The 21,871-nt window shown below is 71.8% G+C and carries 17 protein-coding genes and 1 tRNA gene; 7 read left to right on the top strand and 11 right to left on the bottom strand.

Annotation, left to right across the window (positions count from 1 at the left end):
• Nucleotides 1-95: 95 nt before the first annotated feature.
• Together rho and thrB are read right to left on the bottom strand one after the other, a co-directional pair.
• Nucleotides 96-2,096, bottom strand: a complete 2,001-nt coding sequence (rho, locus tag J2S41_RS39060) for a transcription termination factor Rho (protein WP_310375950.1) — start codon at nt 2,094-2,096, stop codon at nt 96-98.
• A gap of 301 nt (nt 2,097-2,397) precedes the next feature.
• Nucleotides 2,398-3,342, bottom strand: a complete 945-nt coding sequence (gene thrB / locus J2S41_RS39055; RefSeq protein WP_310375948.1) for a homoserine kinase — start codon at nt 3,340-3,342, stop codon at nt 2,398-2,400.
• A gap of 80 nt (nt 3,343-3,422) precedes the next feature.
• On the opposite strand from thrB, the gene J2S41_RS39050 reads away from it, so the two are divergent.
• The gene (locus J2S41_RS39050) at nt 3,423-3,785 is read left to right on the top strand and encodes a hypothetical protein (protein WP_310375946.1); all 363 of its coding nucleotides are present in this window, start codon (nt 3,423-3,425) and stop codon (nt 3,783-3,785) included.
• Here J2S41_RS39050 and J2S41_RS39045 read toward each other — a convergent pair.
• From J2S41_RS39045 to J2S41_RS39030, 4 genes are all read right to left on the bottom strand, one after another.
• On the bottom strand, nt 3,775-3,963 hold the full coding sequence (locus J2S41_RS39045) for a type II toxin-antitoxin system antitoxin (protein WP_310375945.1): 189 nt from the start codon (nt 3,961-3,963) through the stop codon (nt 3,775-3,777). The two genes, J2S41_RS39050 and J2S41_RS39045, sit on opposite strands and share 11 nt — an antisense overlap.
• 12 nt (nt 3,964-3,975) lie before the next feature.
• Nucleotides 3,976-4,842 carry an SPFH domain-containing protein gene (locus tag J2S41_RS39040; RefSeq protein WP_310375944.1) on the bottom strand — a complete coding sequence of 289 codons (867 nt, stop codon included), beginning with the start codon at nt 4,840-4,842 and terminating at the stop codon, nt 3,976-3,978.
• 175 nt (nt 4,843-5,017) lie between these two features.
• Complete coding sequence (locus J2S41_RS39035) at nt 5,018-6,220, bottom strand: MFS transporter (protein WP_310375943.1); 1,203 nt, start codon at nt 6,218-6,220, stop codon at nt 5,018-5,020.
• A gap of 85 nt (nt 6,221-6,305) precedes the next feature.
• Nucleotides 6,306-9,569, bottom strand: a complete 3,264-nt coding sequence (locus J2S41_RS39030; RefSeq protein WP_310375942.1) for an efflux RND transporter permease subunit — start codon at nt 9,567-9,569, stop codon at nt 6,306-6,308.
• 175 nt (nt 9,570-9,744) lie between these two features.
• Here J2S41_RS39030 and J2S41_RS39025 point away from each other — a divergent pair, with 175 nt between their 5' ends.
• Together J2S41_RS39025 and J2S41_RS39020 are read left to right on the top strand one after the other, a co-directional pair.
• Nucleotides 9,745-10,230, top strand: coding sequence for a MarR family winged helix-turn-helix transcriptional regulator (locus J2S41_RS39025; RefSeq protein WP_310375941.1), 486 nt, complete (start codon nt 9,745-9,747; stop codon nt 10,228-10,230).
• 37 nt (nt 10,231-10,267) lie between these two features.
• Entirely contained in the window at nt 10,268-12,154 is a 1,887-nt protein-coding gene (locus J2S41_RS39020) for an MFS transporter (RefSeq protein WP_310375939.1), read from the top strand.
• Between the two features lie 7 nt (nt 12,155-12,161).
• On the opposite strand, the gene thrC is transcribed toward J2S41_RS39020, so the two are convergent.
• Nucleotides 12,162-13,211 carry a threonine synthase gene (thrC, locus tag J2S41_RS39015; protein WP_310375937.1) on the bottom strand — a complete coding sequence of 350 codons (1,050 nt, stop codon included), beginning with the start codon at nt 13,209-13,211 and terminating at the stop codon, nt 12,162-12,164.
• A gap of 248 nt (nt 13,212-13,459) precedes the next feature.
• On the opposite strand from thrC, the gene J2S41_RS39010 reads away from it, so the two are divergent.
• Nucleotides 13,460-13,996, top strand: coding sequence for a hypothetical protein (locus tag J2S41_RS39010; protein ID WP_310375934.1), 537 nt, complete (start codon nt 13,460-13,462; stop codon nt 13,994-13,996).
• 673 nt (nt 13,997-14,669) lie between these two features.
• On the opposite strand, the gene J2S41_RS39005 is transcribed toward J2S41_RS39010, so the two are convergent.
• From J2S41_RS39005 to argS, 3 genes are read right to left on the bottom strand one after another with little or no spacing between them, the layout of a single operon-like run.
• A complete protein-coding gene (locus tag J2S41_RS39005) occupies nt 14,670-15,977 on the bottom strand; it encodes a homoserine dehydrogenase (protein WP_310375932.1) in 1,308 nt (435 codons plus the stop codon).
• On the bottom strand, nt 15,974-17,356 hold the full coding sequence (lysA, locus tag J2S41_RS39000) for a diaminopimelate decarboxylase (RefSeq protein WP_310375930.1): 1,383 nt from the start codon (nt 17,354-17,356) through the stop codon (nt 15,974-15,976). The genes J2S41_RS39005 and lysA overlap by 4 nt, the downstream gene beginning before the upstream one ends.
• A gap of 3 nt (nt 17,357-17,359) precedes the next feature.
• The gene (argS, locus tag J2S41_RS38995; RefSeq protein ID WP_310375928.1) at nt 17,360-19,042 is read right to left on the bottom strand and encodes an arginine--tRNA ligase; all 1,683 of its coding nucleotides are present in this window, start codon (nt 19,040-19,042) and stop codon (nt 17,360-17,362) included.
• A 106-nt stretch (nt 19,043-19,148) separates the two neighbouring features.
• Between argS and J2S41_RS38990 the strand changes: the two genes are divergently transcribed.
• The 3 genes from J2S41_RS38990 to J2S41_RS38980 all read left to right on the top strand — a co-directional run bounded on the left by J2S41_RS38990 (nt 19,149) and on the right by J2S41_RS38980 (nt 20,857).
• Nucleotides 19,149-19,922 carry a thioredoxin-like domain-containing protein gene (locus J2S41_RS38990; RefSeq protein WP_310375927.1) on the top strand — a complete coding sequence of 258 codons (774 nt, stop codon included), beginning with the start codon at nt 19,149-19,151 and terminating at the stop codon, nt 19,920-19,922.
• Nucleotides 19,923-19,930: 8 nt separating this feature from the next.
• Entirely contained in the window at nt 19,931-20,602 is a 672-nt protein-coding gene (locus J2S41_RS38985; protein WP_310375925.1) for a DUF305 domain-containing protein, read from the top strand.
• A 183-nt stretch (nt 20,603-20,785) separates the two neighbouring features.
• A tRNA-Arg gene (locus J2S41_RS38980) sits at nt 20,786-20,857 on the top strand.
• Between the two features lie 603 nt (nt 20,858-21,460).
• On the opposite strand, the gene J2S41_RS38975 is transcribed toward J2S41_RS38980, so the two are convergent.
• Nucleotides 21,461-21,817 carry a hypothetical protein gene (locus tag J2S41_RS38975; protein ID WP_310375923.1) on the bottom strand — a complete coding sequence of 119 codons (357 nt, stop codon included), beginning with the start codon at nt 21,815-21,817 and terminating at the stop codon, nt 21,461-21,463.
• Between the last annotated feature and the right edge of the window lie 54 nt (nt 21,818-21,871).

Raw genomic sequence — 21,871 nt, 5'->3', positions numbered from 1 at the left:
CCCATGTTCGACCACAAAACCATCGCTTCGCGGCAGAACGAAAATCCTCGGCGGGTACGTTTTCGCCGTACCCGCCGAGGATCTGTGCAGGTCTTCTACTCGCCCGGTGTCGACTTCGCGATCTGCATCAGGAACTCGATGTTCGTCCGGGTCTCCTTGAGCCGGCCGAGCAGCAGGTCCAGCGCGGCCTGGGACTCCAGCGAGTGGAGGACCTTGCGGAGCTTGTGCGTGATGGCCAGCTCCTCCGGCGCGAGCAGGATCTCCTCCTTACGCGTGCCGGACGGGTGGATGTCGATGGCCGGGAAGGTGCGCTTGTCGGCGATCTTCCGGTCCAGCTTCAGCTCCGCGTTACCGGTGCCCTTGAACTCCTCGAAGATGACCGTGTCCATCATGGACCCGGTCTCCACCAGCGCGGTCGCGAGAATGGTGAGCGAGCCACCGTTCTCGATGTTGCGCGCGGCGCCGAGGAAGCGCTTCGGCGGGTAGAGCGCGGTCGAGTCGATACCACCGGACATGATGCGGCCGGAGGCCGGCGCCGCCAGGTTGTACGACCGGCCGAGACGCGTCACGGAGTCCAGCAGCACGACCACGTCGTGGCCCAGCTCGACCAGGCGCTTCGCCCGCTCGATCGCCAGCTCCGCGACCGTGGTGTGGTCCTGCGGCGGACGGTCGAACGTGGCCGCGATGACCTCGCCCTTCACCGACCGCTGCATGTCGGTGACCTCTTCGGGGCGCTCGTCCACCAGCACCACCATCAGGTGGCACTCCGGGTTGTTGTGGGTGATCGCGTTCGCGATCGCCTGGAGCACCATCGTCTTACCGGCCTTCGGCGGCGAGACGATCAGGGCGCGCTGGCCCTTGCCGATCGGCATCACCAGGTCGATGACGCGCGTGGTCAGGATGTGCGGCTCGGTCTCCAGCCGCAGGCGCTCCTGCGGGTAGAGCGGCGTGAGCTTGTAGAACTCGGGACGGCGCTTGGCCTCGTCCGGCTCCATGCCGTTGACCGTGTCGAGCCGGATCAGCGGGTTGTACTTGTCGCGCCGCTGCTCGCCCTCGCGGGTCGCGCGCACCGCGCCGGTGATCGCGTCGCCGCGGCGCAGGCCGTACTTCTTCACCTGCGACATGGAGACGTAGACGTCGTTCGGCCCGGAGAGGTAGCCGGTGGTGCGGACGAACGCGTAGTTGTCCAGCACGTCGATGATGCCGGCCACCGGGACGAGCACGTCGTCCTCGGAGAACTGCGGCTCGTTGCCGCCGCGCTCGGTGCGCTCGCCGCCCTCGCGCTCGCCACGGCCGCGACGACGGTCCCGGAAGCGGGAGCGCCGGCCGCGCCGGCCGCCGCCGTCCTCGTCGTCCTCGGTGTCGTCGTTGCGGTCCCGGTCGGCGCCACGCGGCGCCCGCTCGGACCGGTCGTTGCGGTCCCGGTCGCGGTCGTTGCGGTCGCCACGCTCGTTGCGGTCGCCACGCTCGTTGCGGTCGCCGCGCTCATTGCGGTCGCCGCGCTCGGCCCGGTCGCCGCGCTCGCCACGCTCGGCCCGGTCGCCACGCTCGGCCCGCTCGCCACGCTCGGCCCGCTCGCCGCGGTCGTTGCGCTCGCGGTCACCGCGCTCGGCCCGCTCGCCGCGGTCGTTGCGGTCGGTCCGGTCGCCGCGCTCCCGACGGCTGCGGCCCTCGCGCTGCTGCGGCTCCGGCGCCTCCTCGGTCTCGTTGCGAGGCTCCGGGGCGCCGGCGGCGGCCCGGGAGGCCCGGCGCGGCGCGCGCGTCTCCGCCGGGGCCTCGGCCGGGGCGTCGGCGCTCTCGCGGATCTCGGCCCGCACCTCCTCGCGCACCGGTGCGGCCGCCGCGGCGACCTCCGCGCGCTGACGAGGGGCGCCTCCGCTCGCACCGCCGCTCTGACGCTCGGAGATGGCGGCGACCAGCTCGCCCTTGCGCATCCGGGCGGTGCCGGAAATGCCGAGCGACGCGGCGAGGCTCTGCAGCTCGGGCAGGAGCATCGCCGTCAGGCCGGTCCCGGAGCGCCGGCGGCGGGTGGTGCCTGCCGCGGCGTCGTCAGCGACCTTGGAAGCATCCGACGTGACGTCGGTGGTGTCGCTCAATGGATTCCTTCCCTCGTAAGGCCGGGCTGCCCGGGTGTTTCGTCATGTGGTGGCCGGGCGGCCTCGGTTCCCGCCTCGCACATCGCGTCACGGGAGTCTTCTGCACGGCAGCCGGAGAGCGGTTTCCAATCGGTCTGGATCGACAGATCGGGATCGCCGCCGACAGCGGCCGTGACATCTGCGGAACGGCGTCATGCCTAGGCAGGAGGTGAGACGGGCTGACCGCCGAAAGCTTCGGGGGTGCACCGACCCGCAGGAGATCATCGCTTTGCTTCGCGGTCGTGCTAGGTCTAGAGCGTAATCAACTCTTGCGACCTGCGGCAATAGTGTACCGCTCGGCGTGTCCCAGTGTACTACTCGACAGATCAGCACCACCCGAGTCCACGGTAATCGGCGTGGCGGACCACCCCTCACCGGCCTCGAAGTCGCCGGGGACCTGCGTCAATGCCAGCACGGTGGGGCCCGCGCCGCTGATCACGGCGGCCACGCCGGCCGCTCGGAGCCGCCGGACGAGTGCCGCACTCTCCGGCATTCCGGGCGCCCGATAGTCCTGATGCAGACGGTCCTCGGTGGCGGGGAGCAGCAGTTCCGGCGCCGCGGTCAGCGCGTGCACCAGCAGCGCGGACCGGCCCGCGTTGCGCGCCGCGTCCGCGTGCGGCACCTCGGCCGGCAGCGCGGCGCGCGCGTGCGCGGTGAGCCCGCGCAGCTCGGGCACGAAGACGGTCGGATGCACGTCCGCGGCCGGGGCCAGCCGTACCGCGTGTGCACCGGACCCGTCGGTCCAGGCGATGGTGAAGCCGCCGAGCAGGCACGGTGCCACGTTGTCCGGGTGGCCCTCCAACTCGTTCGCCAGGCGCAGCGCGGCCGCGTCGTCCATCAGCTCGCGCCCGCCGGCGACCAGCGACCGGGCCACCTCGATCCCGGCCACGATCGCGGCCGAGGAGGAGCCCAGGCCACGGGCCTGCGGGATGCGGTTCTCGCAGGCCAGGGCCAGCCCGGGCGGGCGCGCGCCGAGCAGGTCGAACGCCGCGTACGCGGACCGGGCGACCAGGTGTTCCGCGCCGTCCGGCAGCTCGCCCGCGCCCTGGCCGGTGACCGTCACCGTGCAGCCGTCGTCCGTGACCCGGCCGGTGACGTGGTCGTAGAGGGCGAGCGCGAGCCCGAGCGCGTCGAATCCGGGCCCGAGGTTGGCGCTGGTGGCGGGCACCCGCACCGTGACGGGATCAGTGACGAAGGAGAGAGCCACGTGATCAGCCTAGGGAGGTCGGTCCGTCACCCTCCGCGCGGGTGGCGCACCGGTTGCGACCCGCGGATAACCTGCGGCGCATGTCCTTCTTCACGGCGGTCTTCCACCTGCCGATGCTCGTCGCCTGCGTCACCGGGCTGGTGCTCGTCCGCGCGCGGGCCCGGTCGCTCGCGCCGCGTACCGCGCGCCTCGCCACGCTCGGGCTGGCGCTGCTGCTGGCGTCCGGGATCGTCTCGATGGTCTGGGAGATCACGCTCCCCTGGGTGTTCCAGTCGTCGGACCGGTCGCTCTACTCGGTCGTCGCGGGCGTGCACTGGCTGATCTCGACCGCGCTCTCCGTCGGCGGGCTCGGCGCGCTGATCGCGGCCGTGCTGTCCCGGTCCGGCCGGGCACAGCCGTGGGAGGCCGCGGACCCGGGCCCGCGGCCTCCGTTCATTCAGTAGCGTCGTCGTCCCGCTCCGGCGGCTCGGCCTTGGGCTTACGGCCGGCGGCCCGCAGCGCCTGCCGCAGCGCGAACTCGATCTGCGCGTTCACGCTGCGCAGGTCGTCGGCCGCCCACCTGGCGACGGCGTCGTAGACCTGCGGGTCCAGGCGTAACAACAGCTTCTTGCGCTCCGGCATCGACCGGTCCCCTCAGGAGTACAGCGACCCCGTGTTCACCACCGGCTGCGCGGCCCGGTCGCCGCACAGCACCACCAGCAGGTTCGCCACCATCTGGGCCTTGCGCTCCTCGTCCAGCTCTACCACGTGCTCGTCCCGCAGCCGCTCCAACGCGTTCGACACCATGCCGACCGCGCCCTCCACGATCTGGAACCGCGCGCCGACGATCGCGCTCGCCTGCTGCCGCGCCAGCATCGCCTGAGCGATCTCCGGAGCGTAGGCCAGATGCGTGGTCCGCGACTCCAGCACCTCCACGCCGGCCCGCTCGAACCGCTCGCGCAGCTCCGCCGTGAGCTCCTCACTCACCACCGAGCTGTCCCGCAGGCTGGACCGCCCGGTGTCGTGCGCCTCGTACGGGTAGCTGGTGGCCAGGTGCCGCACCGCCGTCTCCGCCTGCACCGCGACGTACTCCACGTGGTCGTCCACCGCGAACACCGCCGCCGCCGGGTCCACCACGCGCCACACCACGACCGCCGCGATCTCCACCGGGTTGCCGTCCGCGTCCGACACCTTCAGCCGGTCGGTCTCGAAGTTGCGCACCCGCATGGTCACCCGCCGCCGCGCCGTGAACGGCCACGTCCACTGCAGACCCTCGGCCCGGATCACCCCGAGGTAGCGCCCGAAGAACTGCACCACCTGCGCCTCATTCGGATTCACCACCACGAACCCGGTCGACGCGATCGTCAGGATCACCGCCACCACGACCGCCGCCACCGCGACGACGACCTCCCCACCGTCCGCGTTCACGAACGGCACCACCGCACCGGCCGCCGCCGCCGTCAGCAGCACCAGCAGCCCGATCACCACAAATCCGTTGACCCGGAAGACCCGCCGCTCCATGACATCTCCCCCATATCGAAGTGATATCACCATGCTACCACTCGACCACAACCCCTCCTCCGCACATCCGCCTGCCGCACCGGCGACGGCGGCGGACCCGGCATGCGACGAATGTCCGGCCTGAAGCTTGCGGAGCCACAGTGGACTCTCCGCCCGGCGCGTCCTCCGCGCGAGATCAGGGGCGGGTGCGGGGGCGGGTGGCGATGGACCAGGCGCAGGCGTAGAGGAGGGTGACGGCGCCGCTGGCGAGCATGATGTGGCGTGGGGATACGTGGTCGATGACGGCGGCCACGCCGAGCTGGCTGATCGAGATCGCGATCGTGGTCAGCATCAGGTCGGTGGCGAAGACCCGGCCGCGCAGCGCGTCCGGCACCGCGCCCTGGAGCGCGAAGTTGGACAGCATCCAGTTGGTCCCGCCCGCGAAGTGTGCCACGAAGACCAGCGCCACCAGCAGCGGAAAGTACGGCGCGAACGCCGCGGTGGCGTACGCGAGCCCGTAGACGCCCATCGAGATCGCCAGGCCGGGCAGCAGCCAGCTCTGGTGGTCGAGCAGGCGGCGGGTGACCAACGGGCCGACCAGGACGGCCGCGCCGCGTACCGCGAAGAGGATGCCGACACCGGCCGGGCCCACCCCACAGGCGGCCACCACCAGGGGAAACGCGGCGATGACGCCGTTGCCGAGGCCGACCGCGGACTTGACGGTGATCAGTGCGCGCAGGCGGGAGCTGCCGCCGATGTGGTGCAGCGCCTCGCGGATCGCGGCGAGCGGGTGCGCGGGGGAGGCGCCGGAGGCGGCCTGGAGCGGGCGGCGGATGCGGGCGGTGAGCACGGCCGCGACGAGCAGTCCGGCGCCGGCTACGGCGAAGCAGACGTACGGGCCGGCCAGTCCGCTGAGCACGCCGCCGACCGAGGCGCCGACCACGACCATGATGCCCCAGGCGCCGCCGGCCAGCGCGTTCGCCGCGGGCAGGTCAGCGGGGTCGACCACGTTGGGTAGCGCGGCCTGCGCGGCGGGCGTGTAGAACGACTTGGCGACCGCGACCGCGGCCATGGCCAGCAGCGCCAGCCACGCGGTGCCCGCGCCCTGCACCGTGAACAGCAGCAGTGACGCGGCGAGCGCCACCAGGTTCGCGGAGATCATGACGGTACGGCGGTCGACCCGGTCCACCACCGTGCCCGAGTACGGCAGCAGCAGCGCGTTCAGCCCGGTGTCCACGGTCATCACCAGCGCGCCGAGCACGCCGCTGCCGGTCAGCTCGGTCAGCAGCACCAGCAGCGGCACCATGACGAACCAGTCCGCGCCGAAGACCACGAGTTCACTGAGGTAGAGCCGCCGGAAGTCCGGGTTGCGGGCCAGCAGCGACAGGGGTGAACTCACATGGGGACCTTACTCAAACGATCGAGGCCCGAACGACGGAGGCGCCCACCGGACGGATCCGGCGGGCGCCTCGGCGTGACGTCGCCTACTCCTGCGGAGGCAGCGGCGACTTGTTGCTCCGCGGCAGGCGGAGCACCTCGAACTGGTCGGTGCCCTCACGCAGCGCACCCGACGTCTCCGGCACCGAGTCGACCTTCGCCGGTGCGGCCGGCGCGGATGAATCGGCCGGAGCGGACGGAGCCGGGGCCGGAACACCGGCCCGCGCCTTCTCCGCCTTGCGCGCCCGCCGCTCCTCGCGACGCTCGCGCCGGCCCTCGACCAGCGTATAGAGCGCCGGCACCAGCAGCAGCGTGAGCAGCGTGGAGCTGATCAGACCGCCGATCACCACGACCGCCAGCGGCTGCGAGATGAACCCGCCCTCGCCGGTCAGGCCGAGCGCCATCGGGGTGAGCGCGAAGATGGTGGCGATCGCGGTCATCAGGATGGGCCGCAGCCGGTGCCGGCCACCCTCGATCACCGCCTCCTGCACGCCGTACCCCTGCTTGCGGTATTGGTTGATCAGATCCATCAGCACGATGGCGTTGGTGACCACGATGCCGACCAGCATCAGCACGCCGATCAGCGCCGGGACGCCGAGCGCGGTGTCCGTGGCCAGCAGCAGCAGGATCGCGCCGGTCGCCGCGAACGGGATGGAGACCAGCAGGATCAGCGGCTGGACGATCGAGCCGAACGTCGCCACCATGATGATGAAGACGATCGCGATGGCGGCCAGAACCGCCAGGCCCAGCTGCTGGAACGCCTCGGCCTGGTCCGCGCTGACGCCGCCGATCTCCCAGCTCGCGCCGGCCGGCGGGGTGAGCGCGTCCAGCTTCGTGGTCAGCTCGGTGGTGGCGGCGCCGACGTTGGAGCCGCCGACCGTGCCGGTGACGGTGACGCTGCGGTCGCCGTTGATCCGGGTGATCTCGACCGGGCCGCGCACCTCATCGACGTCCGCCACGTCGTCGAGCGGCACCACGCCGCCCTGGGTCTGCAGCGGGTACGCACGGAGCGTGGCCAGGTCGGCCGGCGCGGTACCGCCCAGGTCGAGCACGATGCTGCGCTCGCCGCCGGCCAGCGTCACCTGCCCGATCGGGGCGTCCCGGAACGCGCCGGAGACGAGCTGGCCGATCTGCGCCTCGCTCAGGCCCCGGGCGGTCGCGGCCTCGCGGTCGACCGTGATGTCGATCCGCGGCACGCTCTCGGCGAGGTCGCTGGTCACGTCCGTCACGTCCGGCGTGGCGGCCATCGCGTCCTGCACCTGCTTGGTGGCGGCGGCCAGCGCGTCCGGGTCGGAGGCCTTGACCACGACCGCGAGCTCGTTGCCGCTGAAGCCGCTGCTGGAGTCCGCGCCGACGGTGATCTCGCCGGCCGACGGGCCCAGGTCGTCGAACTCGTCGCGCAGGTGCTGGGTGAACGCCTCGGTGTCGGCGTCCTCCTCCAGCGTGACGGAGAAGCTCGCGTTGCTCGCGCCGCTGGCGCCGCCGAACAGCGATGCCTGACCGCCGCCGCCCACGGTGGCCTGGTACGACTTCACCTCGTCGGACCCGGACAGCACCGCCTCGACGCGCTTGGCCTGCGCGTTCGTCGCCTCCAGGCTGGTGCCGACCGGCAGCTCCTGGGAGATGCTCAGCGTGTCCTGCCCGGACTGGTCGATGAAGTTGGTCTTCAGCTGGGTGGCGAGCCCGCCGGTGACGGCCAGCACCACGACGCCGATCAGGATGGTGGTCCAGCGCCAGGTGGTGGCGAACCGGATGACCGGCAGGTACGACCGCTGGAGCGGGCTGCGCAGCTCCTTCTCCTCCGCGGCCTTGCGGACCGCCTCGGCCTCCTCCGCGGTGCCCTTCGGCGGGCGGAGGAACCAGTACGCCAGCACCGGCACGATGGTCAGCGACACCACCAGCGAGGCGAGCAGCGCGACCGTGACCGTGATGGCGAACGGCGCGAAGAGCTGGCCGACGAAGCCGCCGACGAGCGCGATCGGGGCGAAGACCGCGACCGTGGTGAGCGTGGACGCCAGCACCGCGCCGGCGACCTCCTGCACGCCGGTGGTGATCGCGTGGAGCTTCGCCTCGCCGTACCCGAGATGGCGTTTGATGTTCTCCAGCACCACGATCGAGTCGTCGACCACGCGGCCGACCGCGATGGTGAGCGCGCCGAGCGTGAGCAGGTTGAGCGAGTAGTCCTGAATCCAGAGCGCGATCAACGCGACCAGCACGGAGAGCGGGATGGAGACCGCGGTGACCAGCGTGGAGCGGATGGAGAGCAGGAAGACCAGGATGACGACGACCGCCATGATCAGGCCGAGCATGCCCTCGGTGGCCAGGCTCTCGATCGACTTCTCCACGAACGGCGCCTGGTCGAACACGACCGTGAGCGTGGCGCCGCTGGCCGTCTGCAGCTCGTCGAGGCGGTCGCGGATCTCCTCGGAGATGCGCACCGCGTTGCCGTCCGGCGTGGCGGTGACCGAGATGCCGAGGCTGTCCACGCCGTCGGTGCGCGTGTAGGACGTCGGCGCGGCCGGGACCTCGGCCACGGTCGCGATGTCGCCGAGCCGGACCGCGCGGCCGCCGGTGCCGCTCAGGTAGATGTTCTGCAGGTCCTCGATGGAGGAGATCGGCGTGCCGACCTGGACGGTCAGCGTGCGCTCGCCCTCGGTGAGCGTGCCGGCCGGGACGGAGACGCCGTTCGCCTGGAGCGCGGTGGCGATGCCGCCCGGGTTGACGCCGGCCGCGCCGAACTTCGCCAGGTCCGGCGTGATGGCGATGCTCATGGTGCGTGCGCCGCTCACCTCGGCGGTCCGCACGCCGTCGATGCCCTGCAGCTCCGGGATGACGGTCTCGTTCAGCGTGGCCGCGAGCGCGGCCTCGTCCGTGCCGCCGGACGCGGCCAGCACGATGGCCGGCAGGTCCGCGGTGCTGCCGGCGAAGACGGTCGGGTCGACGTCCTCCGGGAGCTGGCTGCGGATTCGGGCCAGGTTGCTCTCGATCTTCGACACGGTCTGGGTCAGGTCCGTGCCGAACTCGAACATGACCTGAACCGTCGAGGAGCCCTCGCTGGTCGTGGACGTGACCTCGTCGAGGCCCTCGATGCCCTGGACGCTGTTCTCGATCGGCTCGGTGACCCGCTGCTCGACGATCTCCGGCGAGGCCCCGGGGTAGGAGGCGAAGATGAACGCGGCCGGGAACTCCAGCGAGGGCAGCAGCTGCTGCTTGAGGGACGGGATGGCGAAGGCCCCGAAGCCGGTAACGATGATCGCGATCAGGGCGACGAGACCCCGGTTCGCGAGACTCAGTCTGGCGAGCAAGGACATGAGCAGACTCTTCTCCTGCTGGGGTAAGTTAGCTCGACACGAATAGTTTGCCTTACGCGAACAAGTTGCCCACAATCGGGGACATCCCCTAGATCACGTTCACGACAAGGCTCCGTTTCCGGAAAGAGCTGGACGTTCCCGGCAGATTCGGACGGCGAGACGGCAGGAGACGCGGGTGGCCGACGAGGACAAGGACCGGCTGATCGCGAAGATCATGGAGACGCAGCGCCGACTGCAGTACCTCTTCGCGCACGATCGGTCCAACCCGCTCTTCGACGCGCATCTGACCATGCCGCAGCTCAAGATCCTACTCATGCTCGGCGCCGGCGGCGGGGCATCCGGTCAGGAACTGCAGCGCTTCATGGGCGTCAGCCTGGCCACCGTCACCGGGATCGTCGATCGGCTCGTCGCCCACGATCTGGTGGAAAGACACGAGGACCCCCATGACCGGCGGGTACGACGAGTGGTGCTCACCGCGCACGGCCGGCAGACCGTCGAGCGGATCATCATGGCCGGCACCGACCGGCAGGCGCGCGTGCTCCGCCGCATGTCCGCACCGGAGCTCGAGGTCATCGTGCGCGCCACGGAACTGCTGGTCACGGCCGTCGAGGCGGACGTGGCCGAGGAGCGCGCCGAGCCCGTCGCCGAAAACCTCCATTAGCGAAGAATTATCGAATATGTCCACATAGCCTGTAGGCATGGCCCGCCGGACGCTCCCGCTCCTCGCGCTCCTCGGCGTGCCGCTGGTGATCGCCACGAACACCACCTGGCACGGCCCGGCACTGCGCGACCTGGCGACCGACGTCGGCGGGCCGACCCGCTCGGCGTGGATCATCTCCGCGTCGCTGCTGGCCACCATCACGGCGGCGCCGCTCGCCGGGCGGCTCGGCGACCGGTACGGACCGCGGCCGCTGCTGATGGCCGGCCTGGCCACGATGGCCACGGGCGCCGCGCTGGGCGGGCGGGCCGGCGAGATGCGCACGCTGATCTGGACCCAGGTGATCTACGGCGTCGGCGCCGGGACCGCGCTGGTGCTCGCCCACGTGCTCACCTCCCAACTGGCCCAGGCCGACGAGCGGGCGCCGTTCCAGGACGCGTTCGGACTCACCTACGCGGCGGCCGGTGTGCTCGGCCCGATCCCCGGTGGCCTGCTGGCGGAGGCGCTCTCCTGGCGGTGGCTGTTCCACGTGACGTCCGCGTCCGCGCTGCTGCTGCTGATCGCGGTCGCGCTCACGGCGCCGCGGCGGCACACGGCGGTACGCGTACCGCTGGACCTGGCCGGCGTGACGCTGATGGCGATGATCGGCACCGGCGCGCTGCTGGCCGTCTTCTGGGCCGGCTCGGACGGGCGCGGCCTGCCGTGGACGGCCGGCGCGCTCGGCGTCACCGCGCTGCTGGTGGCCGCGTTCGTGGCGTGCGAGCGCCGGGCCGCGCTGCCGGTGATACCGCCGGAACTCTTCACCGGCTCGGTGTTCCTGACCGCGTCCACCATCGGCATGCTGGGCGGCGCCGCGCTCTTCGCGACCGTGGGCAGCCTGCCGCCGTACCTGCAACTCGCCCGCGACGGCGGCCCGGCCACGTCCGCGCTGGCGCTGCTGCCGCTCTCCGCCGGCCTGCTCGCCTCCGTGGCCGCCGGGCGCGTGGTGGTGGCCCGGACCGGCCGGTACCGGCTGCTCACCCGGACCGGCTGCGTGCTGGTCGTGATCGGCATGCTGATCCTGGGCCGGATGGAGGTGAGCACGCCGCTGGCGCTGATCCTGCTGGCCACGCTGCTCATCGGGCTCGGCCTGGGCCTGATCTACCCGATGGTGCAGATCGCGGTGCAGAACGCCACGGACGCGCGCCACCTGGGCGTGGCCACGTTCGCCAACCTGTACATCCGCTGGTTCGGCGGCGCGGTCGGGCCGATGCTGTTCGCCGCGATCGTGGCCGGGTCGCTGCCCGCCCGGCTCTCCGACGCGAACGTGATGAGCGCGCCGCAGACGCCCGAGGCCTTCGCGTTGTACGTGCGCGTCTACACGGACGGCGTGCACGTCGGATTCCACACGCTGGCCGTGCTGCTCGGCGTCGCCGTGGTGCTGTCCTGGCTGCTGGCCGAGGTGCCGCTGCGGGTGACCACGCCGGTGCTGCCGCCGGAGATGTTCGGCATGGCACCGGCCGCGCGCCCGGTCGACGAACTGGAGCGCGTGCTCGGTGCGCTGGCGCTGCGCGAGGACGCGGAGCGGCTCTACGGCGAGCTGGCCACGCGCGCCCGGACCGGCGTCGGACCGGGCGCGACCTGGCTGCTCGGCCGCATCGGGCGGCTCGGCTCGACCACGCTGGACCGCGTCCCGGCGCACCGGCTGCTGCCGCCGGACCGGGTGGCCGCCTGGCTCACCGAGCTGCGCGAGACCGGGTACGTCGACGGCGAGCGCGAGCTGACGCTGACGCCGGCCGGCGACGCGGTGTGGCAGCGACTGGCCGAGGCCCGCACCGAGACGCTGGCCCGGCTGCTCGACGGCTGGCACCCGGACATGAGCCCGGAGGTGGTGGCCCGCCTGCGGCACCTGGCCCGCGACCTGCTCGCCGGCCCCGCCCCGCGCTGACCGGCGGTTACGCCAGGTCGAGCGAGCGCGCGGCGGCGAGCACGTCGTTCGGGATGGTGGTCGGCGACGGCGCGGTGGAGATCGCCCACTCCGGGTCCTTGAGGCCGTGGCCGGTGACCGTGCACACCACGGTGGAGCCGGCCGGGACCCGCCCCGCCTCCGCCTGCTGGAGCAGGCCGGCCACGCTCGCCGCGCTGCCCAGTTCCACGAACACGCCGACGGTACGGGCGAGCAGCCGGTACGCCGTGAGGATCTCCCGGTCGGTGACCGCCGCGATCAGGCCGCCGGACGCGTCCCGGGCGTCGACCGCCTTGGTCCAGCTGGCCGGGTTGCCGATCCGGATCGCGGTGGCGATCGTGGACGGCTCCCGCACGGCCTCGCCCTTGACGATCGGCGCGGCGCCGGACGCCTGGAAGCCGAACATCCGCGGCGTCCGGGTGGCGTTGCCCGCGGCGTGGTCCTCCTGGTAACCCATCCAGTACGCGCTGATGTTGCCGGCGTTGCCGACCGGCAGGCAGTGGATGTCCGGCGCGTCGCCGAGCGCCTCGACGATCTCGAACGCCGCGGTCTTCTGCCCCTGGAGGCGGTCCGGGTTCACGGAGTTGACCAGCGCGACCGGGTAGTCCAGCGACAGCTTCGAGGCGAGCGCGAGGCAGTCGTCGAAGTTGCCGGAGACCTGGAGCAGCTTGGCGCCGTGCACGAGCGCCTGCCCCAGCTTGCCCAGCGCGATCTTGCCCTGCGGGACCAGCACCGCGCAGGTGATGCCGGCACGGGCCGCGTACGCCGCCGCGGACGCGCTGGTGTTGCCGGTGGAGGCGCAGATGATCGCCTTGGCGCCCTCCTCGACCGCGCGGGAGACCGCCATGGTCATGCCGCGGTCCTTGAAGGAACCGGTCGGGTTCGCCCCCTCGACCTTGAGCCAGACGTCGGCGCCGGTGCGCGTGGAGAGCTCCGGCGCCGGCACCAGCGGCGTGTTGCCCTCGTGCAGGGTGATCACCGGTGTCGCCTCGGTGACCGGCAGCCGGTCCCGGTACGCCTCGATCAAGCCACGCCACATGATGCTGCTCCCCCTCGGACGCCGTTCGCCCCTAGCCTGCCCTACCGCGGTGCACGTGGTCGAGGACACACCGGCCGGTACCCACCTGGCGGGACATGACCCGCCTGAGCGGGTGACCGATGCCGCCGCCCCCTTGATCATCGGATGAGCAGTGGTGGCACATTTCCGGGATATCCGGTGAGCAGCCCGATCCGGCATATTTCTCTCAGCGCCGGGGGCGCACCGACCACATCTCGAAGGGGAGATCCATGAGCGAGGACTTCAGCGGCATCGACACCACCACGGACGAGGCTCCGGTGGAGTTCGACACCGTCTCGCTGAACGACGAGCTGGCGGCGCCGACGGAGTTCGAGACCGCGCTCACCGACACGGACACGGCCGGGAACACGTACACCTACATCGACACCGACGGTGACGGCGCGACCGACTACTCCAGCCTCGACGAGAACGGTGACGGCGTCGCGGAGACGGTGTGGGCGGACACCGACGGCGACGGCATCAACGACACCGCGGCGACCGACACCGACGCGGACGGTCTGCTCGACTACGCCGAGGCCGACATCGACGGCGACGGCACGACCGACGGCACGGCCACGGACAGCAACGCCGACCGCCTGGTCGACGTGATCGAGATCGACGAGGACGGCGACGGCGTGGCCGACTACACGATCACCGACACCGACTTCAACGGCTCCCTCGAGTCCGTCACCGCCGACGGCTCCACGGTCAACCTGGAGGACGGCACCACCACCGGCACCACGACCGACCCGTTCGCGGCCGCCTGACCTTCCTGACCAACGCCCGGGGCGACGGATCTCAAGATCCGCCGCCCCACCGGCGTTCCCGGCCCGGCCGTCAACCGGCGGCCACCGCGGGACCGCGCCGCCCGCGCTCACGACACAAGCCGCGAACCGGCGGCCACCGCCGCGCGGGCCGCACCGCCCGCCTTCCCGGCCCAAGCCGTAAACCCGCGGCCACGGCGGCACCGCCGCCCGGGCTCATCCCATGAGCCGCAGAGCGGCGCCGCGCCACCCACGTTCGTGGCCCAACCCGCGAACCACCGCGAGGGCCGCACCGCCCGCCTTCGCAGCCAAGCCGCGAGCCGGCGCCACGGCGGCACCGCCGCCCGCGCTCAACACACAAGCCGCGGACCGGCGGCCGGCCACGCCGAGACCGCGCTACCCGCGCTCACGGCCGCGAACCGGCGGCCACGGTGAGGGCGCGCTGCCGGCGTTCGCGGCCGAGCCCGGCAGCGAGCGCGGACCGCGCCCGCCTGCGGTCATCGGCTGGCCGGCCGGCCCGCGCGGTCGTGGTGCCGAGGCCGCGCCGGCGGACCCGGCCGCCGCGGGAGTCGCGTGGGTGACCGCACGCGGGACTGACAGGGAGGCCGGCCACGGCCGAGCGGTGCCCGCGGGAGCATGCGGACCGGGACCACGCCGGGAGCGGGAATATCGGCTCTCAGGAATCGCCCTCGACGCGCAGCACGCTGGCGATGCTGCGGACGATGTCGAGGTGGCGCAGTTCCTCGACCGTCGCGGCGAGTGCGGCGTCGCGGGCGGTGTGCGTGACGATGACCAGGCTGGCCTCGTCGCCGTGGCCGGCCTGGCGGACCGTGGCGATCGAGACGTCGTGCTTGGCGAAGACGCCGGCGACCTGCGCCAGCACGCCCGCGCGGTCGGCCACGTCGAGGCTGACGTGGTAGCGCGTGATCGCGTCGCCCATCGGGCGGATCGCGAGCTTGGCGTAGGCGGACTCGCTCGGGGCCCAGGTGCCGGCCAGGCGGTTGCGGGAGACCGCGACCACGTCGCCGAGGACCGCGCTCGCGGTCGGCGTGCCGCCGGCGCCGCGGCCGTAGAACATCAGCTGCCCGGCGGCCTCCGCCTCCACGAACACCGCGTTGTACGCGTCGCCGACGCTGGCCAGGGGGTGGCTGCGCGGGATCATCGCGGGGTGGACGCGGACGCTGACCGACTCGGTGCCGTCCGCGTCGACGCCGCGCGCCGCGATGCACAGCAGCTTGATCGTGCTGCCCATGTCGCGGGCGCTGGCCACGTCCGCGGCGGTGACCTCGGTGATGCCCTCGCGGTAGACGTCCGCGGCGGTGACCCGGGTGTGGAACGCCAGCGACGCCAGGATCGCGGCCTTGGCGCCGGCGTCGAAGCCCTCCACGTCCGCGGTCGGGTCCGCCTCCGCGTAGCCGAGCGCGGTCGCCTCCTCCAGCGCCTCCGCGAACCCGGCCCCGGAGGAGTCCATCGAGCTGAGGATGAAGTTGGTGGTGCCGTTCACGATGCCGGTGACCCGGTTGATCCGGTCGCCGTGCAGCGACTCGCGCAGCGGGCGCAGCAGCGGGATCGCGCCGGCCACCGCGGCCTCGTAGAAGAGGTCGGCACCGCCCTCCGCGGCCGCGTCGTGCAGCGTGCCGCCGTCCTCGGCCAGCAGCGCCTTGTTGGCCGTGACCACGCTCTTGCCCGCGCGCAGCGCCTCGACCAGCCACGTCCGCGCGGGCTCGATGCCGCCGACCACCTCGATCACCACGTCGACGTCGTCGCGCTTGATCAGGCCGAGCGCGTCCGTCGTGAAGATCGACGGGTCGACGGGCAGGTCGCCGCGATCACGGCCGAGCCGCCGGACCGCGATGCCGACGATCTCGAGCGGCGCGCCGATCCGGGCGGTGAGGTCCTCGGCCTGGTCGTGCAGCAGCCGCACGACCTCGGCGCCGACCGTGCCGCAGCCGAGCAGGGCCACGCGAACAGCTGGTTTCGTCATCCCACATCCAATGCGAGCAGATCCGCTTCCGTCTCCCGCCGCACGATGACGCGGGCCGCACCGCCCCGGACCGCGACCACGGGCGGGCGCGGCACATGGTTGTAGTTGCTGGCCATGCTGCGGCAATACGCGCCCGTGCCCGGAACGGCGAGAAGATCTCCGGGCTGCACGTCGGCGGGCAGGAATTCATCCTTCACCACGATGTCCCCGGACTCACAGTGCTTTCCCACCACCCGGGCCAGGATCGGGTGTGAGTCACTTCTCCGGCCGGCGACCGTGGCGCTGTAGGAGGCGTCGTAGAGCGCGGTGCGGATGTTGTCGCTCATCCCACCGTCCACGCTGACGTAGGTGCGCATCTGGAGGTCCTTGACCGTGCCGACCTCGTAGAGCGTGAACATCGCCGGGCCGACGATGGCGCGGCCGGGCTCGATGGACAGGTGCGGCCGGACCAGCCCCTGCGCCTCGCACTCGTCCTCGACGATCTTGCGCATGCGCTTGGCCAGGTCGTTCGGCGTGGAGGGGTCGTCCTGGGTGGTGTAGGCGATGCCGAACCCGCCGCCCAGGTCCAGCTCCGGCAGGTCCACGTCGCGGGCCTGCTTGATCTCGCCGACCAGCTCCAGCACGCGGCGCGCGGCCAGCTCGAAGCCGCTGGTGTCGAAGATCTGCGAGCCGATGTGCGAGTGGAAGCCCCTCAGCTCCAGCGTCCCCTCGTCCAGGACCTTCAGAGCCGCACGGTACGCGGCGCCGCCCGCGATGGAGAACCCGAACTTCTGGTCCTCGTGCGCGGTCGAGATGAACTCGTGCGTGTGGGCCTCGACGCCGGCGGTGACCCGGATCAGGACCTGCTGCGTGGCCCGCCGCTCCCGGACGATCGCGGTGAGCCGGTCGATCTCGTGGATCGAGTCGACGATGATCCGGCCGACTCCCGCCTCGACGGCGCGCTCCAGCTCCGCGACCGACTTGTTGTTGCCGTGGAAGCCGATCTTCGCGGGGTCCATGCCGGCCGCGAGCGCGGTGGCCAGCTCGCCGCCGGAGCAGACGTCCAGGAACAGGCCCTCCTCCGCGACGATCCGCACGACCGCCTTGCAGAGGAACGCCTTGCCCGCGTAGTAGACGTCCGCGTCGTGGAAGGCGTCGCGGAACTCCCGGCAGCGGGCGCGCATGTCGTCCTCGTCCAGCACGAACGCGGGCGTGCCGAACTCCTCCTTGAGCTCCCGCACGGTCCTGCCGGCGATCTCCAGGACGCCGTCGGTGCCGCGGGCCACGTGCCGCGGCCAGAGCTGCGGGAGCAGCGCGTTGACGTCGGCGGGGACCCGCAGCCACTCGGGACCGCGGGTGCCCAGGTCGCCGTGCAGGGCGCCGGCCTCGTGTGCGCGCATGGGTTACATCCTCTCCGGGGCGGAGACGCCGAGCAGGGACAATCCGTTGGAGATCACCGTTCGGGTGGCCTCGTTCAGCCACAGCCGCGCGCGGTGGGTCTCGGTGAACTCCTCGTCGCCCGCCGGCAGGATGCGCTGGATCTTCCCGTCGATCTTGTTGTCGTAGAACCGGTGGTAGGCGGTCGCCACCTCCTCCAGGTAGCGGGCGACCCGGTGCGGCTCGCGCAGCTCGGCGGCGGACTCGACCGCGGCCGGGAACTCGGCCAGCGTCTTCAGCAGCTCCAGCTCGCGGTCCAGGTGCAGCAGCTCGGGCCGGAAGTCCGCGGCGGTGCCGCGCGCGTGCCCGGACTCGGCGGCGTTGCGCGCGATGCTGGCGGTACGGGCGGCCACGTACTGCACGTAGTAGACCGGGTTCTCCGACTTGGCGCTGGTCCACAGCTCCACGTCGATGTCGATCGGCGAGTCGGAGGAGTAGCGGGCCAGCGCGTACCGGGACGCGTCCACGCCGATCGCGTCCACCAGGTCCTCCAGCGTCACGACCGTGCCGGCCCGCTTGGACATGCGGACCGGGGCGCCGTCGCGGACCAGGTTCACCAACTGGCCGATCAGGATCTCCAGGTTGACCGCGGGGTCGTCGCCGAAGCAGGCGGACATCGCCTTCATCCGGCCGATGTAGCCGTGGTGGTCCGCGCCCAGCATGATCACGACCCGGTCGAAGCCGCGCTCCCGCTTGTCCAGGTAGTAGGCGCAGTCCGCGGCGAAGTACGTCCAGTCGCCGTCGGACTTGCGCAGCACCCGGTCCTTGTCGTCGCCGAAGTCGGTGGTGCGCAGCCAGACCGCGCCGTCCCGCTCGTACGTGTGGCCCTGCGCGGTGAGCCGGTCCAGCGCGTGCCCCAGCGCGCCGCGGTCGTGCAGATCCTTCTCGTTGAAGTACGTGTCGAAGTGCACGCCGAAGTCGGTCAGGCTCTTCTTGATCTCGGCGAACATCAGGTCGACGCCGTACCGCCGGAACTCCTCGCGGGCCTCGGCCTCGTTCAGCTTCAGGATGTCCTGGTGCTCCTGGATCACGGTCTGCGCGATCTCGGCGATGTAGGCGCCGCCGTAGCCGTCGTCCGGCGCCGGGTCGCCCTTCGCGGCGGCGAGCAGCGAGTTCGCGAAGCGGTCGATCTGCGAGCCGGCGTCGTTGAAGTAGTACTCCGTACCGACCTCCGCGCCGGCCGCGCGCAGCAGCCGGGCCAGCGCGTCACCGACCGCGGCCCACCGCACGCCGCCGATGTGCACCGGGCCGGTCGGATTCGCCGAGACGAACTCCAGGTTGATCTTCTGCTTGGCGAGTTTGTCGGATTTCCCGTAGCTCTCGCCGCTCTCCACCACCAGGCGGGCCAGCTCACCGGCCGCGGCCGCGTCCAGCCGGATGTTCAGGAAGCCCGGCCCGGCGATCTCCACCGACCTGACGCCCGGCGCCTGGCCGAGCTCCTCGACCAGCGCCTGCGCCAGCTCGCGCGGCGGCACGCCGGCCCTCTTCGCCACCTGCATGGCGATCGTCGATGCGTAGTCGCCGTGCTCCGGGTTGCGCGGTCGCTCCACCGAGATCGACGCGGGAAGCAGGGACGAGTCGAGGCCCCTGGCCGCGAACACGGCCCGGGCTGCGGCGAGGACGACTTCGGAGAGCTTGGCGGGAGTCACCGAGCCATGCTATCGGGGGTAGACTCGGGAACTTGGTGGCGGCCCGGTTACTCGTATATCTGGGGCGAACACCGTCCCCCGAGACCGATCGACCTGACGAGGCATGATGAGCATCAGCACGCAGGGTGGCCCCGAGCGCCGGCCCTCCGTCGTTAAGCCGGCTGCCGGCGCCAAGCCGAACTCCCCCGGGGGCGGCAAGCCCAAGGGCAGCGGTGCCCGTCCCGGCGGCGGCAAGGGCCCGCGCAAACCGGTCACGCCGGTCAAGGTGGCCCAGCAGCGCAGCTGGGGCCCGATCCTGCTGTTCGTGGCGGTCGGTGCGCTGGCGGTCGGCATCATCGGTTACGGCGCGTTCGCCGTGATCAAGGGCAGCGAGTCCTGGGAGGACCGCGCCGCCGGCATCGACGGCATCGTCAACTACCGGGAGACCGACCCCGGCATGCTGACCGCCAACCACAAGAGCGGCCCGCAGACGTACAAGACGAACCCGCCGGTCGGCGGCGACCACAACACCGCCTGGCAGAACTGCATGGGTGACGTGTACGACGCGCCGATCGCCAACGAGCACGCGGTGCACAGCATGGAGCACGGCGCGGTCTGGATCACGTACAAGACCGGCCTCCCGCAGGACCAGATCGACAAGCTCGCCGAGAAGGTCCAGGGCAACGAGTTCATGCTGATGAGCCCGGTCGACGGCCTCTCCAACAACATCTCGCTGCAGGCCTGGGGCTACCAGCTGAAGGTCGACACCGCGGACGACGACCGCATCGACTCGTTCATCCGCGCGCTGCGCGTCAACGCCACCCAGGAACCCAACGCCGGCTGCTCCTCCGGCGTGACCGCCACCGGCACCACGCCGCGCGAGATCAGCACCGGAAGCTGACCCCTTTCATGAGCACCACCGACATCTCCTCCGAGCCGTCCACCGACGACGGCTCGGAGGAGCCCGTCCCCGCTCCCCCCGCCCGCCGCTTCACGACCGTCTGGCTCACGCTGGCCGTCGTGATCGGCCTGGCCCTCGGCTACGCCGCCGGCTTCCTCACCCCGTTCGCCACCACCCCCGGCGACGACTCCGTCGAGGCCGGCTTCATCCGCGACATGTCCACCCACCACGCCCAAGCCGTGGAAATGGCCATGATCATGCACACCAAGGCCCAGGACGACCAGGTCGCGTCGCTCGCCGCCGACATCGCCATCACCCAGCAGGGCCAGATCGGCACCATGAGCGCCTGGCTCCGCGACTGGCGCCTCGACCCGACCGGCTCCGAGCCCCGCATGGCGTGGATGCCCAACTCCCAGGGCAGCCTCACCAACGGCCTCATGCCGGGCATGGCCACGCCGGAACAGCTGGACGCGCTGCGCGCGGCCACGGGGGTGGAGGCGGAGAAACTGTTCCTGGACCTGATGCTCACGCACCACCTGGGGGGCATCCACATGGCCGAGGAGGTCGTCGACCTCACCGGCAACGAGGACGTCGACTGGCTGGCCGGGACGATGGTCGCCAGCCAGCAGCGCGAGATCCAGGCCATCCAGATCATCAAGAGCGAGCTCCCGGCGGGCTGAGCCCCTGCGTTTCTCGCTCCCGAAGAGCGGCCCGGCCTGTGACGGCCGGGCCGCTCTTTCGCTGTTCCCCTCCGCGTCCGCACCCGCCGGGCCCGGTCGGCACCGCGGCCGCGTCCCGACCCGCCACGCGGATACCGATTCGCTGCGGGCTCCGGGGGTTTGCTAGTCTCTGAGGGTCGCTGAGCCCCCGTAGCTCAGGGGATAGAGCACCGCCCTCCGGAGGCGGGGGCGCAGGTTCGAATCCTGCCGGGGGCACAGAGGTTGAGCAGCGAAACAAGCCCCGTGATCCTGGGAAACCAGAGCGCGGGGCTTCGTCGTATGTCCGGCTCGCCGACAGGCGGCCTTCGAGGCGCAGTCGATTCGGCGCTTCCGCCAAAGGATCAGCGGACCGGCCGGGCGCTCAGCGATCGACGGCGGGGATTGCGTGCCCATGTTTCACTGCGTGCAGCGGCCTGAGGTTCGAGGCATGCCTACAGGCCGACGGAGCCGATCGCGCAGCGAAGGAGGCCGTGGCGTGCGGAACAGGTGGGTACGCGCCGGGGTGTGGGCGATGCTGGGAGTCGCGACCGGCCTGGTCGCCGGTGTCGGCGGCAACATCATCAGTGGCGAGCCGCCCTTCAGCCGCACCACCTGGCTCATGGTCACGTCATTGGGCATCGCATGCGGATGTGCCGAATTCTGGCGCGCCTCACGCCGCCAACGCCCACGCAACCGGACCTAGGCCACCGCGGCGGGGAACCGGACTCCGCTATGGCTCGGTGACGCGCGGCGGGACTGGCAGGGAGGCCGGCCACGGGCGAGCGGTGCCCGCTCCGAGCATGCGGGGAGGGAGCCGCCGGGAGTGGGAAAGGCGAAGGGTCAATCCTCGTGTTCGAGGATTTCCTGGCGGGCCAGTTGGGCGAGTTCCTCGACGGTGCTCAGGGGGATGAGCACGGCGATGTCCCAGGCCTCGTCGTCGGCGCCGACGAGGAGGCTGGCCTGGCCGTTGCTGGCGGCCCAGTGGACGGGGGCGCCGGCGGTGGTGCCGACGGCCAGGGAACGGTGGCTGAGGCGGTCGGCGGCGCGGATGTCGGCGAGGCGGGCCAGGTCTTCGAGGGTGGCGCGGATGTTGAGCTGCCAGTCGCGGGTGGCGAGGGTGACCAGGGCGGGGCGGTGGCCGGACTCGTCGGTGGCGAGGGCGGCCTCCATGCTCACGTCGACGGTCCGCTCGCTCATGACCAAAACCATAGCGATCGGCGGGCGCGCGTCCCATCGGACACGGGCATACTG

It is taken from the genome of Catenuloplanes atrovinosus (assembly GCF_031458235.1).
Lineage (GTDB): Bacteria > Actinomycetota > Actinomycetes > Mycobacteriales > Micromonosporaceae > Catenuloplanes > Catenuloplanes atrovinosus.
This window is presented reverse-complemented; position numbering and strand designations above follow the sequence as displayed.